The sequence below is a fragment of the Streptomyces lacaronensis genome (assembly GCF_047337785.1).
Taxonomy (GTDB): Bacteria; Actinomycetota; Actinomycetes; order Streptomycetales; family Streptomycetaceae; genus Streptomyces; species Streptomyces lycopersici.
In genome coordinates this window covers 10,263,948-10,278,881 of sequence record NZ_JBLHDK010000003.1, presented here as the reverse complement: position 1 = coordinate 10,278,881, position 14,934 = coordinate 10,263,948, and the positions used below count along the sequence as shown (strand labels likewise).

At 72.5% G+C, this 14,934-nt stretch carries 11 protein-coding genes and 2 pseudogenes; 9 read left to right on the top strand and 4 right to left on the bottom strand.

All coding sequences use genetic code 11. The features are described from left to right. Positions 1 to 78 precede the first annotated feature (78 nt). The gene (locus ACMTAK_RS44525) at positions 79 to 810 is read left to right on the top strand and encodes a dienelactone hydrolase family protein (protein WP_413811426.1); all 732 of its coding nucleotides are present in this window, start codon (positions 79 to 81) and stop codon (positions 808 to 810) included. A 29-nt stretch (positions 811 to 839) separates the two neighbouring features. Here ACMTAK_RS44525 and ACMTAK_RS44520 read toward each other — a convergent pair whose 3' ends face one another. Beyond that, entirely contained in the window at positions 840 to 2,195 is a 1,356-nt protein-coding gene (locus ACMTAK_RS44520) for a glutamine synthetase family protein (protein ID WP_413811425.1), read from the bottom strand. A gap of 322 nt (positions 2,196 to 2,517) precedes the next feature. Here ACMTAK_RS44520 and ACMTAK_RS44515 point away from each other — a divergent pair, with 322 nt between their 5' ends. The 7 genes and pseudogenes from ACMTAK_RS44515 to ACMTAK_RS44485 form a co-directional block, all read left to right on the top strand. Beyond that, entirely contained in the window at positions 2,518 to 3,093 is a 576-nt protein-coding gene (locus ACMTAK_RS44515) for a MarR family winged helix-turn-helix transcriptional regulator (protein ID WP_020873377.1), read from the top strand. Between the two features lie 118 nt (positions 3,094 to 3,211). Further along, entirely contained in the window at positions 3,212 to 4,723 is a 1,512-nt protein-coding gene (locus ACMTAK_RS44510; RefSeq protein WP_413811424.1) for an aldehyde dehydrogenase, read from the top strand. Beyond that, positions 4,716 to 5,645 (top strand): 3,4-dihydroxyphenylacetate 2,3-dioxygenase, encoded by a 930-nt coding sequence (locus ACMTAK_RS44505; protein WP_413811423.1) that lies wholly within the window; start codon positions 4,716 to 4,718, stop codon positions 5,643 to 5,645. Before ACMTAK_RS44510 ends, ACMTAK_RS44505 begins: the two co-directional genes overlap by 8 nt. 11 nt (positions 5,646 to 5,656) lie before the next feature. After that, complete coding sequence (locus tag ACMTAK_RS44500) at positions 5,657 to 6,505, top strand: fumarylacetoacetate hydrolase family protein (RefSeq protein ID WP_413811422.1); 849 nt, start codon at positions 5,657 to 5,659, stop codon at positions 6,503 to 6,505. A gap of 71 nt (positions 6,506 to 6,576) precedes the next feature. Beyond that, positions 6,577 to 7,938, top strand: coding sequence for a pyridoxal phosphate-dependent decarboxylase family protein (locus ACMTAK_RS44495; protein WP_413811421.1), 1,362 nt, complete (start codon positions 6,577 to 6,579; stop codon positions 7,936 to 7,938). A gap of 65 nt (positions 7,939 to 8,003) precedes the next feature. Beyond that, a complete protein-coding gene (locus ACMTAK_RS44490) occupies positions 8,004 to 8,810 on the top strand; it encodes an acetoacetate decarboxylase family protein (RefSeq protein ID WP_413811420.1) in 807 nt (268 codons plus the stop codon). A 59-nt stretch (positions 8,811 to 8,869) separates the two neighbouring features. After that, a pseudogene (locus ACMTAK_RS44485) lies at positions 8,870 to 9,061 on the top strand (haloacid dehalogenase); the annotation flags it as partial. A 21-nt stretch (positions 9,062 to 9,082) separates the two neighbouring features. On the opposite strand, the gene ACMTAK_RS44480 reads toward ACMTAK_RS44485, so the two are convergent. From ACMTAK_RS44480 to ACMTAK_RS44470, 3 genes and pseudogenes are all read right to left on the bottom strand, one after another. After that, positions 9,083 to 11,470, bottom strand: a complete 2,388-nt coding sequence (locus ACMTAK_RS44480; protein ID WP_413813181.1) for a glycoside hydrolase family 95 protein — start codon at positions 11,468 to 11,470, stop codon at positions 9,083 to 9,085. Positions 11,471 to 11,499: 29 nt separating this feature from the next. Then, positions 11,500 to 12,243 (bottom strand): annotated as a pseudogene (locus ACMTAK_RS44475) (ThuA domain-containing protein); the annotation flags it as partial. 329 nt (positions 12,244 to 12,572) lie between these two features. After that, entirely contained in the window at positions 12,573 to 13,766 is a 1,194-nt protein-coding gene (locus ACMTAK_RS44470) for a Gfo/Idh/MocA family protein (protein WP_413811419.1), read from the bottom strand. 302 nt (positions 13,767 to 14,068) lie between these two features. On the opposite strand from ACMTAK_RS44470, the gene ACMTAK_RS44465 reads away from it, so the two are divergent. Then, the gene (locus ACMTAK_RS44465; protein WP_413811418.1) at positions 14,069 to 14,920 is read left to right on the top strand and encodes a putative RNA methyltransferase; all 852 of its coding nucleotides are present in this window, start codon (positions 14,069 to 14,071) and stop codon (positions 14,918 to 14,920) included. Positions 14,921 to 14,934: the final 14 nt, after the last annotated feature.

The window sequence follows — 14,934 nt, the reverse complement described above, 5'->3', positions numbered from 1 at the left end:
CTGTGACAGGTCGGGCCTCCTTCTCCCGCATGGCCTGGGGAGTGCCCGTGGAAGGCATCCCGAAAGGCTTGTGACGCAATGCGCTTCATCTCTGAGACGTCGTCCGACGGCGTCCGCGAACAGCTCTTCACCCTCGGTGAGATTCCCGGCGTGCTCTGGACGCCGGAGGGCGCCACCAGTGCCCGCCCCCTGATTCTGCTGGGGCACGGCGGCGGTCAGCACAAGAAGGCCCCGGACATCCTGGCCCGTGCACACCGCTTCGTGGCCGAGTGCGGTTTCGCGGCGGTGGCGGTCGATGTGCCCGGACACGGCGACCGGCCACCGCACGAGGAGTACAGCCGGATCGCCACCGAGAACCAGGCACGTGTGGAGGCCGGAGCGGAACTGGCCCCACTCATCGCCGAGTTCCAGGCGCTCGTGGCCCGCCGGACCGTCCCGGAATGGCAGGCGGTCCTGGACGCGGTGCGGCAACTCGATCACGTCGGCACCGGTCCGGTGGGCTACTGGGGGATCTCGCTGGGCTGCGGCCTCGGCGTTCCGTTCGTCGCCGCCGAACCCCGGGTCCGTGCGGCGGTGCTGGGCCTGGGCGGGGCCTCGGCCTCGGCCGAGGCAGCCGCCCGGATCACCGTCCCGGTGGAGTTCCTGGTGCAGTGGGACGATGAGCGGGTGCCGCGCGACCAGAGCCTGGCGCTGTTCGACGCCCTGGCCTCGGCCGAGAAGACACTGCACGCCAGCCCCGGCGCACACGCGGAGATCCCGGCCTTCGAGCTGGACAGCACGCTGAGGTTCTTCGCCCGGCATCTCGTCTGAGACCTCCGGCACCTCGGGGAGGGCCCGCCTCAGATGAGCCGCGCGTACTCGCGGAACTCCCAGTCGGTGACGTACCGCTGGAACCTGGCGAGCTCATCCCGCTTGAAGGTGAGGAAGGCGTCGACGAAGGGCTTGCCGAGCGCATCGGTGAGCTGGTCGTCGCCTTCCAGGGCGTCGAGGGCCCGGCCGAGGTCGGTCGGCAGCAGGGTGGCGGTGCCCCTGTCCCGGCCCTCGCCGGTCATCGGCGCCGGGGGCTCCTCGGCGGCGGCGATGCCCAGGTGGGCAGCGGCCAGCAGACCGGCGATGGCGAGGTAGGGGTTGGCGGTGGCGTCGCCGAGGCGCGCCTCCAGGCGGGCGGCGCCACCGCGCTCGGGCGGGACGCGCACCAGGGCGTTGCGGTTGTCCAGGCCCCAGTTGACCAGCCAGGGGGCCGTGGTGTCCGGGCCGAAGCGCTTGTACGAGTTGACGGTGGGGTTGAGCAGCGCGGAGAGCGCGGGGGCGTGGGCGAGCACTCCCGCCAGGGCGTGGCGCGCCGAGGCGGACAGCCCGTACGGCTCCCGGGGCGCGTCGAAGACGTTGCGCCCGTCCGCGTCCACGAGGGACAGATGGACATGGAACCCCGAGCCGCCTCCGTCATTGAACGGCTTGGCCATGAACGTGGCCAACCTGCCCTCCGCATGGGCGAGTTCCTTGACCGCCGCCTTGAAGCGAAAGGCCCGGTCGGCGGCGTCCAGCGCCTCCGAGTGGCTGAGGTTGATCTCGAACTGACCGCTGTCGAACTCCCGGTTGCCGCCGCTGACGTCGAGCCCGAGCGCGTGCAACGCCCGGAGGGTGCGCAGGAGGTGCCCGTCCGGGTCGCCCTTGCGGCCGGTCGTATAGACATGGCCGGGGGCGGGGGCGTGGCGCCGCCAGCCGACGGGCGAGTCCGGGTCCGGGTCGAGCAGGACGTACTCCAGCTCCGGGCCCACGACCGCGGTCAGATCCGCGTCGAGCAGCCGGCCGATGACCTGGCGCAGCAGGTCCCGTGGCGATTCGGGCACGGGCAGTCCGGTGGCCGGGTCCCGGACGTCGCCGACGCACCAGGCCACGCCCGGCTCCCACGGCAGGGCGACGAGCGTGGTCAGGTCGGGGCGGACGAGGAAGTCCGGCATACCGGCTTCGAGGCCGCCGGGGATGTACGAGTGATCGCCCAGCGCCGCGGTGTGGTACACGGCCCGGCTGAAGGCGAGGCCGTGGCCGACCGCGTGGGGCAGATGGTGCAGCAGGATGTCCCGGCCGCGGTCGGAGCCCATCATGTCGGGATAGGCGACGCGTACGACGTCGATGCCCTCGGCCGCGAGCGCCTCGGTCCTCCGGTGGACCCGGTCGGGTGTCTCGGCGCTCAATGGTCGCTCCCTGGAAGTGGGCCGGACGGAGTGCTCCGTTCTGGCCCCGTGCTCTGTTCTGGCCCCGAGGGTGCCGAAATTATTTGATGCCAAACGAGAGGGCACAGAATACGAGGCGGCCGGGCCGTCCACAAGGGCCCCCGCGATACGGCCCGGACGCGGCCGCCCCGGCCCGATCGCGGCCGCCACCCGACCCCGGGCGCGGCCGTCACCCCTCCCCGGGCACCGCCGTCGCCCGGCACCCGGCGCGCCCGGGGCTACATTTGAGCGCGACCGAATCACCCCGGCGGCCCAGGCCGCCCGAAGCCGAGGAGGATCCACCGTGCCCGGGCGCCGCCGATCCATCGCCGAGACCGAACAGGCCGTCCAGGAACGACTGGGCGGCTTCGAGTTGCAGCGTGAACAGATGGCCGCCGTCGCCAATATCCACCGCGCCGCCGCGGCCGTCCGACAGCACCTGGAGAACTCCGCGCTGCGCCCGCACGATCTGACCTGGACCGGCTTCGTGGTGCTGTGGGTGCTGTGGATCTGGGGCGAGGCCGAGACCTGGTCGGTCGCGGAAGAGGCGGGCATCTCCAAGGGGACGCTGACCGGGATCGCGCGCACCCTGGAGTCGCGTCACCTCGTGGCCCGCGCGTCCCACCCGGAGGACGGGCGACGCGTGCTGCTCTCGCTCACCCCCGAGGGCGAGGAGCTCATGGAGCGCCTCTTCCCCGCGTTCAACGCCGAAGAGGCGTTCGTCGCCACGCCGCTGAGCGCCGAGGAGTGCCTGCGGCTCGCCAACGGGCTGCGCGCGATCGTCGCGCAGCTGGAGGAGCACGGCGAGGAGCGCCGCCGGCAGCTGCTCGACGGACGGGATCTCGCGCCGCGACGTTCGGGCCGCCGCTCGCGCCAGTGACCGTACCCCGGACACCTCCCCGGCGCGGCCACCCGGGGACCGGCCACCGGGGCGACCTTGACCCGACCCCGGAGCACCCTTAGCTTGTTTGGGGTCAAACAAAATGGAGGACCGGGACATGTCCCAGCGGCCGGACACAGCTGCGAGCGAGGCACGGATCGCCGGTGTCGCCGTCGACACCCGGCACTGGATCGGCGGCAGACGCGTGGCGTCCGCTGACACCTTCCCCGATGTCTCGCCGATCGACGGCAGCACCCTCGCCCGGATCGCCCGCGGCGGCGCCGACGAGGCCGAGGCCGCCGTGGCCGCCGCCAAGGCCGCCTTCCCCGGCTGGGCCGCCACTCCCCCGGCCGAGCGCGCCCGCGTCCTCCACGCCATCGCCGACGGCATTGAGGAGCGTCTCGAGGAGCTGGCGATCGTCGAGACCACCGACAACGGCGCGCTTCTGCGCTCGCACCGCCGGGGTGTCATACCGCGCGCCGCCCGCAACTTCCGCTTCTTCGCGGACTGGCTGCTCACCCTGGGCCACGAGGACTTCACGACGCACACCGGCGGCGACGGCGACCCCGGCCACACCAATCACATCAGCTGGGACCCCGCAGGCCCCTGTGTGCTGATCACGCCGTGGAACGCCCCGCTGATGCTGGCCACCTGGAAGGTCGGCCCGGCCCTGGCCGCCGGGAACACGGTGATCCTCAAGCCCGCGGAGTGGTCCCCGCTGACCGCCTCGCTGCTCGCGGACATCGCCGCCGAGGCGGGGCTGCCGCCCGGTGTCCTCAATGTGGTCCAGGGCTATGGCTCCGAGATCGGCGACGACCTCGCCTCCCACCCGGACGTCCGCCGGATCAGTTTCACCGGCTCGGTGCCGACCGCCCGGCGCGTCGCCGCCTCGGCCGCTCGGAACCTGACCCCGCTCAGCCTCGAACTCGGCGGCAAGTCCCCGCTGTTGGTCTTCGCGGACGCGGATCTGGAGCTGGCCGTCGAGCTGGCCGTGGAGCAGTTCGACAACGCCGGGCAGGTGTGTCTGGCCGCCACCCGCCTTCTCGTCGAGGAGTCCATCGCGGACGAGTTCACCGACCGCTTCCTGCGGAAGGCCGCCCGGCTGACGCAGGGTGATCCGCGTGAGGAGGCCACCGACATCGGACCCACCATCCACCCCCGCCAGATCGAGAGGGTCGACGGTTTCGTACGGCGGGCGATCGCGGCCGGTGCCCGCGTGGTCTTCGGCGGCGGCTCCCACGCCCGGCTCGGCGGTCTGTATTACCGGCCCACCCTCCTCACCGACGTCGCCCAGGACTCGGAGATCGCGCAGGAGGAGGTCTTCGGCCCGGTGCTGACGCTACAGACCTTCGCGGGCGAGGCGGAGGCGATCCGCCTCGCCAACGACACCCGCTACGGGCTGGCCGCCACCGTGGCCACCGGCGACCACCGGCGTGCCGAACGCGTCACCGCCCAGCTGGTGGCGGGCACGGTCTGGGTCAACTGCTTCTTCGTACGCGATCTGCGGGCGCCCTTCGGCGGCTCCCGGCTCTCCGGCGTCGGCCGCGAGGGCGGCACCTGGAGCTTCGACTTCTACTGCGATCTGAAGAACCGCGTGACCGCCCCGGAGGGATTCAGCGACCATGGGTGAGATCGTCGGGGCGGGTCTGCTCGCCCATGTCCCCACCATCGTGCTCCCCGAGGAAACCCGGCGCGAGCTCAACGAGGGCAAGGAGATCACCCTGGTCACCGGCCTCCGGCAGCTCCGCGGGGATGTCTTCGGGGGTGATGGCTACGACACCGTCGTCGTCCTGGACTCCCACTGGGCCACCACGGTCGAGTTCGTCGTGACGGCCCACTCGCGGCGTGCGGGGTTGTTCACCTCCGACGAACTGCCACGGGGCATGTGCCGGATGCCGTACGACTTCCCCGGCGATCCCGAACTCGCCCATGCCGTCGCCCGGTTCGCCGAGGCACACGGCACCTTCATCACCCCCATCGACGACCCCTTCCTGCCGATCCACTACGCCACCGTCAACCTCTGGAAGTTCCTGGGCGAGGGGCTGCCCGGCAAGCGGTGGATGACCATCGGGGTGTGCCAGACCGGCGACATGGAGGACCACTTCCGGCTGGGCCGGGCGCTCGCCGACGGCATCGCCGCCACGCCCGGCCGCCGTGTGCTCCTGATCGCCTCCGGCGCCCTCTCGCACACCTTCTGGCCGCTGCGCGAGATCCGGGACCACGAGGCCAGCGACCCGCGCCATGTCTTCACCCCGCGGGCGAGGGCGGCCGACGAGGAGCGCATCGCCTGGCTCAAGGAGGGGCGCCACGACAAGGTCCTCGACACCATGGACGAATTCCGGACCCACCAGCCCGAGGCGAAGTTCTTCCACTATCTGATGATGGCCGGTGCCCTCGGCGAGCGGGGGTGCGTGGCCCCGGCCCGCCAGTACGGCGCGTACGAGAACTCCGTCGGCACCGGCCAGGCCCATCTCTGGTTCGACCGCCCGGCCGACGGCTGGACCGGCACCGGCTCGGCCACGCCCGCCACCACCCCGCACAACCCCGCATGAGGAGAGCCGACATGCCCGAGTACCGCCGCATCCTCCTCGACGGCGCCGTCGTGGAGACCGTCCGCGAGGGCGACGAACTCCTCACCGGCGACGGCCGCCGCGTCGCGATCCACGAGGCACACCACCTGCCTCCCGTGGTCCCCTCCAAGGTGATCGCCGTCCACCTCAACCACCGCAGCCGCGTCGCCGAGTTCCAGGTCCGGCTCCCCGCCGCCCCCACCTACTTCCACAAGCCGACCTCCGCCCTCAACTCCCACCGGGGCGCCGTCGTCCGCCCCGAGGGGTGCAAGTGGCTCAACTACGAGGGCGAGGTGGCCATCGTCATCGGGAAGACCACGCGGAACATCGCCCCCCAGCAGGCGGCGGAGCACATCGCCGGATACACGATCGCCAACGACTACGGGCTGCATGACTTCCGGGACACCGACGCCGGTTCGATGCTCCGTGTGAAGGGGTCCGACACGCTGTGCCCGCTGGGGCCGGGGCTGGTCACCGACTGGGACTTCCGCGGCAAATACCTGCGCACCTATGTCAACGGCCGACCGGCGCAGGACGGGTCCACCGACGAGATGGAGTGGGACATGCACTATCTCGTCGCCGACATCGCCCGAACCATCACCCTCCACCCCGGGGATGTGCTGCTCTCCGGGACCCCGGCCAACTCCCGCCCCGTACAGCCCGGCGACGTCGTGGATGTGGAGGTGGAGGGCCTCGGGCGGCTCACCAACCACATCGTCACCGGCCCGACCCCGATCCGCGGCGATGTCGGAGCGCAGCCCACCGAGTCGGAGGAAGTCCTGTCCACCGCCCTGGGCGGAGACTGGGAGTTCCGCGGCGTCCGGCCGCCCAACCGGCCCTGACCGCACCACCGGCCCTTACCGCACCACCAGCCCCGAACAAAACCTCCGGCCCGACCAAGGAGTGGACCCACATGGATCTGAAAGCCTGGCTCGCCACGGCCGTGGCGTCGAACGCCGACTGGGTGAAGAGCTTCGGCCCCTATCAGGCCCATCCGGCGCCGGCGGTCGACGACGCCCGGTTCGCCGCCGCGTTCGAGGTCTTCACCGAGCGGCTCAAGGACAACTACCCCTTCTTCCACCCCCGTTACGCGGGCCAGATGCTCAAGCCACCGCATCCGGCGGCGGTCGTGGGCTACCTCACGGCGATGCTGATCAATCCCAACAACCACGCTCTGGACGGCGGCCCGGCCACCGCCGAGATGGAGCGGGAGGCCGTCCAGCAGCTCGCCACGATGTTCGGCTACGACACCCACCTCGGCCACCTGACCACCAGCGGCACCATCGCCAACCTCGAGGCGCTCTTCGTGGCCCGCGAACTGCACCCCGGCAAGGGCGTCGCCTACAGCACCGAGGCCCACTACACCCACGGCCGGATGTGCGGTGTGCTGGGGGTGGAGGGCCATCCGGTCCCGGTGGACGACCTCGGCCGGATCGATCTCGACGCGCTGGAGCGGGTCCTGCGGACCGGCCGCGTCGGCACTGTGGTGTTCACCGCGGGCACCACCGGGCTCGGAGCCGTCGAACCGATCCACGAGGCGTTGGCGCTGCGCGAGCGCTACGGCGTACGCGTCCACGTCGACGCCGCCTACGGTGGCTTCTTCACCCTGCTGGCCGGGGCGCCGGGCCCGGAGGGCCTGCCCGAGGAGCCGTGGCGGGCCATCGCCGAGGCGGATTCCATCGTCGTGGACCCGCACAAGCACGGCCTCCAGCCGTACGGCTGCGGCGCCGTCCTGTTCCGGGATCCCTCGGTGGGCCGGTTCTATCTGCACGACTCGCCGTACACGTACTTCACCTCGGAGGAGCTGCACCTCGGGGAGATCAGTCTGGAGTGCTCCCGCGCCGGCGCGGCGGCCGCCGCCCTGTGGCTCACGTTCCAGCTGATACCGCCCACGCGGGAGGGGCTGGGGCAGTCGCTCGCGGCGGGCCGGCGGGCGGCGCTGCGCTGGGCCGAACTGATCGAGGGCTCGGAGCACCTGGAGCTGTACCAGGCCCCGGAACTGGACATCGTCAGCTACTTCCCGGTGACCGAGGCCGCGACGCTGTCGCAGATCGACGCGGCCAGCAACCGCGTCCTCCAGGCGGGGATGGCGGACAGCGACCCCGTCTTCGTGAGCACGCTCCGCGTCGGCGCCGATCGGCTCACGGCCCTCCATCCGAAGCTCGTCCGGGACGCCGACGGGGCCCGCGTCCTGCGGAGTGTGCTGATGAAGCCGGAGTCCGAGGGCTATGTCGACCATCTCCACGAGCGTCTGGAACGGCTCGCGCGTGCGTGACGGCCGCCCCATGCCCCTCAGCCCACCCGCGGCCCAGCGGCCCTCCACATCAGGAGCGTGACGGCATGACCAGCGTCCGAGGCTACTTCCCGCCCAGAACCGCCACCGGCGCCGCGTCCCTCATCCCCGCCCCGCCGTGGCACTACTCCGGCGATCTGCTCACCATCGAGTACCGCACCGACCCCGCGCGGGTGCGCGAACTCCTGCCCGAGCCGCTGGAGCCCGCCGAGGAGGATCCGGGGGCGGTCGCGCTGATCTGGGCCGACTGGCAGTCCTGCGCGGCCGGCGGACGGGAGCTGCTGGATCCGGTGCTCTCCCAGTACAAGGAGACCTTCGCGGTCGTCCGCTGCACGTACCGGGGCCGGACGTACTCCCGCTGTGTCTACATCTGGGTCGACAAGGACTTCGCGATCGCCCGCGGGGTGCAGCAGGGCTATCCGAAGAAGCTCGGCTCCATCCACCAGACCCGCCCCCACCCGTATGGGCCCGCCCCGCGCGTCGAGACCGGGGCCCGGTTCGGCGCGACGCTCGCAGCGGCCGACCGGCGCCTCGCCCAGGCCGTGGTGACCCTGCGCGAGCCCTCCGGGACCGGCGGCTTCGTCAACGGCCACCCGATGGCCCACCACCGCCGGCTGCCGTCGATCGAGAACGGCGGGGGCCTCGCCCTCGACGAGCTGATCGAGACCGGCGCCGCATCCTTCGAGGGCGGTCAGCCGTGGGTCGGCGACGCCGAGCTGGAGCTGTTCGACTCCCCCACCGAGGAGCTGGCCCGGCTGGAGGTCCGTGAGCCGATCGCCGCGTACTACCGCCAGGTCGGCGTGGTCTGGGACGGCGGCCGGCTGCTGGAGTCAGGCACCTCGGGGGCCCGGTAGCGGCACCGGGCGGAACCGGGCCCACGGCGGCCACCGCCGGGGCCCGCCCCGTCTGCGACGTGCTCACCACCGGCTTCGCCCGTGTCACCCAGGACGCCATCCTCGACGCGCTCGGCTGGCGCGACCTGGTGCCGCTCACCCTGTGCCCCGCCGACGCGGGCGGGCGCGGGGGGCCGTACCCGGACATGGTGCCGGCGGCGTTCCTGCGGACCAAGGCCGCCGAGCACGTGGCGCAGGTGGCCGTTGCCGGCCACCGGCAGCTGAGCCCACGCTCAGGCGGGACGGACCACATAGGTGGCGCCCGCGTCGGCGGTGAAGGCCGTGACCTCCGGCTCCGGCCGGGTGGTGGTGACGGGCGCGTCCCCGGAGGTCACCCGCACGGCCTTCGCCGTACGCAGCCGCGTCGGACCTCCGGCCCGTGCCCTCAGCCGCGCCTCGCTCAGCGCTCCGCCCCGCCAGCTGACGTCCACCTCGAAACCGCCCCGCGCCAGCAGGCCCCGCACACTGCCGTCCGGCAGGTTCGGCGGGAGGGCGGGCAGCAGGTGCAGTTCGTCGTGCTGGCTCTGGAGCAGCCATTCGGTCACTCCGGCGCAGGCGCCGAAGTTGCCGTCGATCTGGAACGGCGGATGCAGGTCGAAGAGGTTGGGGGCGGTGCGCTCGGGGGTGAGCAGATCGGTGAGCAGCTTGTAGGAGCGGTCCCCCTCCTGGAGCCGCGCCCAGAAGTTGATCTTCCAGGCGAGCGACCACCCGGTCCCCGCGTCACCGCGCTGTACGAGGGTGGTGCGCGCGGCGGCGAAGAGGTCCGGGGTGCGCGTCCGGCCGATCTGGTTGCTCGGATGCAGCCCGTACAGATGGGAGACATGGCGGTGCTGCTGCTCGGGGGCGCCCGCGTCCCAGTCCTGTTGCCACTCCTGGAGCTGGCCCCGCGCGCCGACCTTCATGGGGGCGAGCCGTCCGCGCGCGGCGAGCACCTGGTCCCGGAAGGCGGCGTCGACGCCGAGGAGGTCGGCGGCCGAGGCCACCGCGCCGAACAGGTCGCGCAGCAGCTGCATGTCCATCGTGGGCCCGGCGCACAGCGAGCCGCCGCCCCCGGCGTGGTGGGCGTTCTCCGGGGAGACGGAGGGGCAGGTGACCAGCGCGCCCGTGGTCGGGTCGGTGACCAGCGCGTCGAGGAAGAACTGGGCGGCGCCCTTGAGGACGGGGTAGCGCGTCCGCAGCTTCACCGTGTCGCGGGTGTAGCGATAGTGCTCCCAGATGGCCATGGACAGCCAGGCGCCGCCCATCGGCCACATGCCCCAGAAGGCGCCGTCCACGGGCGCCGTGCCGCGCCAGGCGTCGGTGTTGTGGTGGGTGACCCAGCCATTCGCGCCGTACTGGGTGCGCGCTGTCGACTGCCCGGCCACCGCAAGCTCGTCGAGCAGCGCGAAGACCGGCTCCCAGCACTCCAGGAGGTTGGCGGGGGCGGCCGGCCAGTAGTTCATCTCCGTATTGATGTTGATGGTGTACTTCGAGCCCCAGGGCGGGCTCGTCAGGTCGTTCCAGATGCCCTGGAGGTTGGCCGGCTGGGTGCCGGGGCGGGACGCGGCGATGAGCAGATAGCGGCCGTACTGGAAGTGCAGCTCGACCAGTTGCGGATCGCCGCCGGAGGCGAAGCGGGCGACGCGCTCGTCGGTGGGCAGGGCCGCCGCGTCGCTGGTGCCCACGTCCAGCGCGGTACGGCGGAACAGCGCGCGGTGGTCCTCGACATGGCGACCGCGCAGCTGGCCATACGGGCGGTTCGCCGCCGGGTTGAGGTCCCCCGCCGCCCGGCCCGCCGCGTCGCCATGGGCGTTCTCCCAGTTCACATAGGTGGTGCCGATGGCCACCAGGACGGTGGCCGCGTCGGCGCCCCGGACGGTGACGGTCCCGCCGGCGCTGGTGGTGGTGCCGCCCTCGGCGAGCACCCGCACCAGCGCGCGGAATCCCACCGCGCCGTCCACACCGCCCGTGGCGTCGCCGGTCCCGTCGAGCGCGGCGGTGAGCGGGTCGGGTGAGGACAGGGAGGTGTGCAGCGGGCTGTCGAACGTGGCGCCGAAGGACAGGGCGCTTTTCCTGGACGCGGACAGCCGGACGACGAGGACGTGGTCGGGAGCGCTGGCGAACGCCTCGCGGGTGTACGTCACACCGTCGCGGGTGTAGGTGGTGGTGGCGACCGCCGAGTCCAGGTCCAGCTCCCGCCGGTAGCCGGACACCGTGCCGCCCGTCGGCAGCTTCAGGAGCAGGTTGCCGACGGTCTGGTACTGGGCCTGGCCACCGGGCACACCGAGGAAGTCGGAGTTGATCAGCGTCTCGGCCTCGGGCCACTTGCCGTCGAAGACGAGCTGCCGGATGCGGGGCAGGGCGGCCAGCCCCTTGTGGTTGTCGTATTCGTGCGGCCCGCCCGCCCAGAGGGTGTCCGCGTTGAGCTGAAGCCGCTCGGTCTCGGTGCCCCCGAACACCATCGCGCCGAGCCGCCCGTTGCCCAGCGGCAGGGCGCTCAGCCAGTCGGCCGCGGGCGCGCGGTACCACAGCGCCAGCGGCCGGTCCGCCGCCTGGTGGCCGCCGTGCTGCGCGGCGTGGGCGGACCCGGCGGGCAGGCCGGTGGCGGCGAGGCCCGTGGTGGTCGTGGCGGCGAGGGCCATGAACCGCCTGCGCGGGACGTCAGGGGTCACTTGGCCACGCCCATGGCGTAGGTGATGCCACCGAGGAGGTGCTGCCGGAAGGCGGGCTCGGCGTAGGACTCCTTGGTGTGGCCGAGGCCGGTGTAGAAGGCCCGGCCGCCCTTGTACGCCTGGTACCAGCTGATGGGGTGATCGCCGTTCATGGTGCCGCCGCTGTACGAGGACTCGTCCAGCGCGGCGAGTACGTGCACGGTGGCCGTACCGCGGGGGTTGGTGCGGTAGTTGTACCACTCGTCGGTGCGCACCCAGGTGTTTCCGAGGTGGGCCGTCGCCGGGTGGGCGTGGTCCTCGACCCTCACCGTGGCCTGCTGGATCGCCGGGTGGGACTGGAACCACGCGCCGCACAGCCCGCCGTAGAACGGCCAGTCGTACTCGGTGTCGGCGGCGGCGTGCACCCCGGCGTAGCCGCCGCCCGCCGCGATATAGCCCTCGAAGGCCGTCTGCTGACCACCGCTGAGGACGTCGCCGGTCGTGGACAGGAAGACCACGGCGGCGTAGCGGGCGAGGTTGCCGGGGGTGAAGGCGGTGGCGTCCTCGGTGGCGTCGACGGCGAACCCGGCCTGGGTGCCCAGTTGCCGGATGGCGGCGATGCCGTCGGGGATGGAGTCGTGACGGAAGCCCGCCGTCTTGGAGAACACCAGCACCCGGCCCGCCTTCGGCCGCCTGCGGACGGGCGCGGCCCACGCGGGCGCGTTCGCCGCGGTGATCAGGACGGCGCCGGCCGCGGCCTTCATCACGGAGCGGCGCGGGGCGGGACCGGGGGTGGGCAGGTCGGGACGTTTCCTGTGCACGGGGAACCTCCGGGGAGAAGTGTGATTCTCAATGGGGGTTGGGCACAGCGCGCGCCGTCGCGCCTGGGGGCGCCGCACGGATACGGCCCTCGGTGAGGGGATGGGCCGCGTCCGTTGAGCGTAAGGGGACCGTACCGAGTCGGCCCCACTTTGCAAAGCCCGTTGACAAAATCCTGTGCCCGGTCGTCCGTTCACCGCCTCGTGGGCAGGGCGACGGCGCACAGCCGGCCGGACTTCCCCGACGTGGTCCGGGGAGCAGCCCGCCGCAGGCGTCAAGATCTGTCGGACACCCCCTGGTCATGGTCCGCCAACATGAAAAGCTCGTTGGCGAAAGGCACGGGTTCGGGACGGGAGCATGTGCTGCCGACCGGCAGCGAGGTCCGTTCCCGGGCGGCGTCGAGCAGGGTGAGCATGACGTCCAGGACATGCCGGGCGAGCTCGGCGGACGCCCGGTGCGGACGGCCCGCGCCGAGTGCCCGTGCCAGGTCGGCCAGGCCGTACCCCCGGGCGGAGCCCGCGTATCCGGCCGACGGCGCCAGCGGCTGCCAGGCGCCACCGCGCCAGAGCTCCACGGGGCCGTCGAAGGTGTTGGGGTCCGGCACCGACAGCGAGCCCTCACTGCCGTGCACTTCGATGCGCGGCAGCCGGGCCGCGTGCACGTCGAAGCTCATCAGCAGCGTGGTGAGCGCGCCGCCTCGATGCTCCAGGACCCCCGTGACATGGGTGTCCACCTCGACCGCGAAGCGCTCGCCCGCGCGCGGACCGCTGCCGATGCTCCGCTGGGCGCGCGGCCGGGAGGCCGCTCCGGTGACCCGGGCCACCGGGCCCAGCAGGTGCACCAGGGCGGACAGATAGTACGGGCCCATGTCCAGCAGCGGCCCGCCGCCGGGCCGGTAGTAGAACTCCGGGTCCGGATGCCACGCCTCGTGCCCGGCGGTGGTCATGAAGGCGGTGGCCGCGACCGGTGTGCCGATGAGCCCGTCGTCCACGGCCCTGCGCGCGGTCTGGGTGCCGGGGCCGAGCACGGTGTCCGGCGCGCAGCCGACCCGCAGCCCGGCCGCCTCAGCCGCGCCCAGGATGGCGTCGGCCTCCTCGCGGGTGCCGGACAGCGGCTTCTCGCCGTACACATGCCGGCCCGCGGCGAGCGCGGCCAGCGCCACCTCGGCGTGCGCCGCCGGGATGGTCAGGTTGAGTACGGCGTCGACGTCCTCACGTGCCATCAGCTCGCCGACCGACGCGGCGACGGCCACGCCCCCGGTGCTCTTGGCGGCGGCCTCCGTGCTCTTGGCGGCGGCCTCGGCGGTTTTGGCCGCTGCCTCGGCAGTTTTGGCCGCGGCCTCCGCGCGGGCCCGGTTGAGGTCGGTCACGGCGGTCAGACGCAGTCCCGGCAGGCGTGGCAGCGTGTCCAGATAGGCCCGGCTGATCTTGCCCGCCCCGACCAGCCCTATCCTCAGCGGCTCGCCCACAGTGGCCCCCTCCCGGTCAGCGCCCGCGCCTGGGGCGCCCATCCGCTCGTCGCGTTCGGTGTCTGTCGGTTTCGGTGTCACGGCCTCTGCACGCTCCCGTCGGTTGTCCGCAGCAGGGCCCAGCGGTCGTGGGCCAGGGGCTCGGGCGCCGAATTCAGGCTGCCACCGCCATCCTGGCCGCTCGTGCCATTTCAAGGAACGAGCCCGCCTGCCGCCCGGGGCAGGGGATGGGAGTGCGGCACACCCGGGCCCTCCGCATAGGCTGGAGTCCTGTCAGGACAACGGCGGTAACGGGGGACACGATGCGGAAAGAGGCGGTTCGGTACCTTCACTGTCCGTACTGTTCCGGCGCCATGACGATGACCGACGGCACGCTGCGGTGCTCGCGGGGGCACAGCTTCGACGTGGCGAAGCAGGGGTACGTCAATCTGCTGCGTGGCGCCGCCAAGTTCAGCGCGGACACCGCCGCCATGGTGGCGGCCCGCGCCGACTTCCTGGCCGCCGGCCACTACGCACCGATCGCCGGGGCACTGGCCGCGCTGGCGCGCGAGACGGCACCGGAGGCCACGGGCGGGGACCTCGGCTGTGTCGTGGACATCGGCGGCGGCACGGGCTATCACCTGGCCCGGGTGATGTCGGAGTTCCCGGACTCCGAGGGAATCCTGCTCGACATCTCCAAGTTCGCCGCCCGCCGGGCCGCGCGGGCCCATCCCCGGATCAGCGCGGTGGTGGCCGACGCCTGGGACGGGCTGCCGCTCGCCGACGGGGCCGCGTCGGTGGTCCTCAATGTCTTCGCACCGCGTAATCCGGCCGAGCTGCGGCGGATTCTGCGTCCTGAGGGTGTACTGCTGGTGGTCACACCCCGGCCGGATCATCTACGGGAACTGGTGGCGGCGCTGGGGCTGCTGCGGGTCGGCGAGCAGAAGGACGAGCGCCTGGCGGACCGGCTCTCGGCGCACTTCACCGAGGTGGCCCGCGAGCGGTCGCGGAGCACCATGACACTGGACCACAAGGCACTGCCGCAGCTGGTCGGGATGGGTCCCAACGCCTGGCATCAGCAGAGCGAGCGGCTGGAGGAGCGCATCGCGCGGCTGCCCGAGCCCTGCGATGTGACGCTCTCCGTCACGCTCACCGCGTACCGCCCGCTGGTCTGACACCGGGCCCCGGC

Bases quoted from the DNA above. Each gene is read 5' to 3' on its own strand.
- ACMTAK_RS44500 (WP_413811422.1), top strand. From the start codon at position 5,657: ATGCCCGAGTACCGCCGCATCCTCCTCGACGGCGCCGTCGTGGAGACC.
- ACMTAK_RS44510 (WP_413811424.1), top strand. From the start codon at position 3,212: ATGTCCCAGCGGCCGGACACAGCTGCGAGCGAGGCACGGATCGCCGGT.
- ACMTAK_RS44490 (WP_413811420.1), top strand. From the start codon at position 8,004: ATGACCAGCGTCCGAGGCTACTTCCCGCCCAGAACCGCCACCGGCGCC.
- ACMTAK_RS44525 (WP_413811426.1), top strand. From the start codon at position 79: ATGCGCTTCATCTCTGAGACGTCGTCCGACGGCGTCCGCGAACAGCTC.
- ACMTAK_RS44480 (WP_413813181.1), bottom strand. From the start codon at position 11,470: ATGGCCCTCGCCGCCACGACCACCACGGGCCTCGCCGCCACCGGCCTG.
- ACMTAK_RS44465 (WP_413811418.1), top strand. From the start codon at position 14,069: ATGCGGAAAGAGGCGGTTCGGTACCTTCACTGTCCGTACTGTTCCGGC.
- ACMTAK_RS44505 (WP_413811423.1), top strand. From the start codon at position 4,716: ATGGGTGAGATCGTCGGGGCGGGTCTGCTCGCCCATGTCCCCACCATC.
- ACMTAK_RS44495 (WP_413811421.1), top strand. From the start codon at position 6,577: ATGGATCTGAAAGCCTGGCTCGCCACGGCCGTGGCGTCGAACGCCGAC.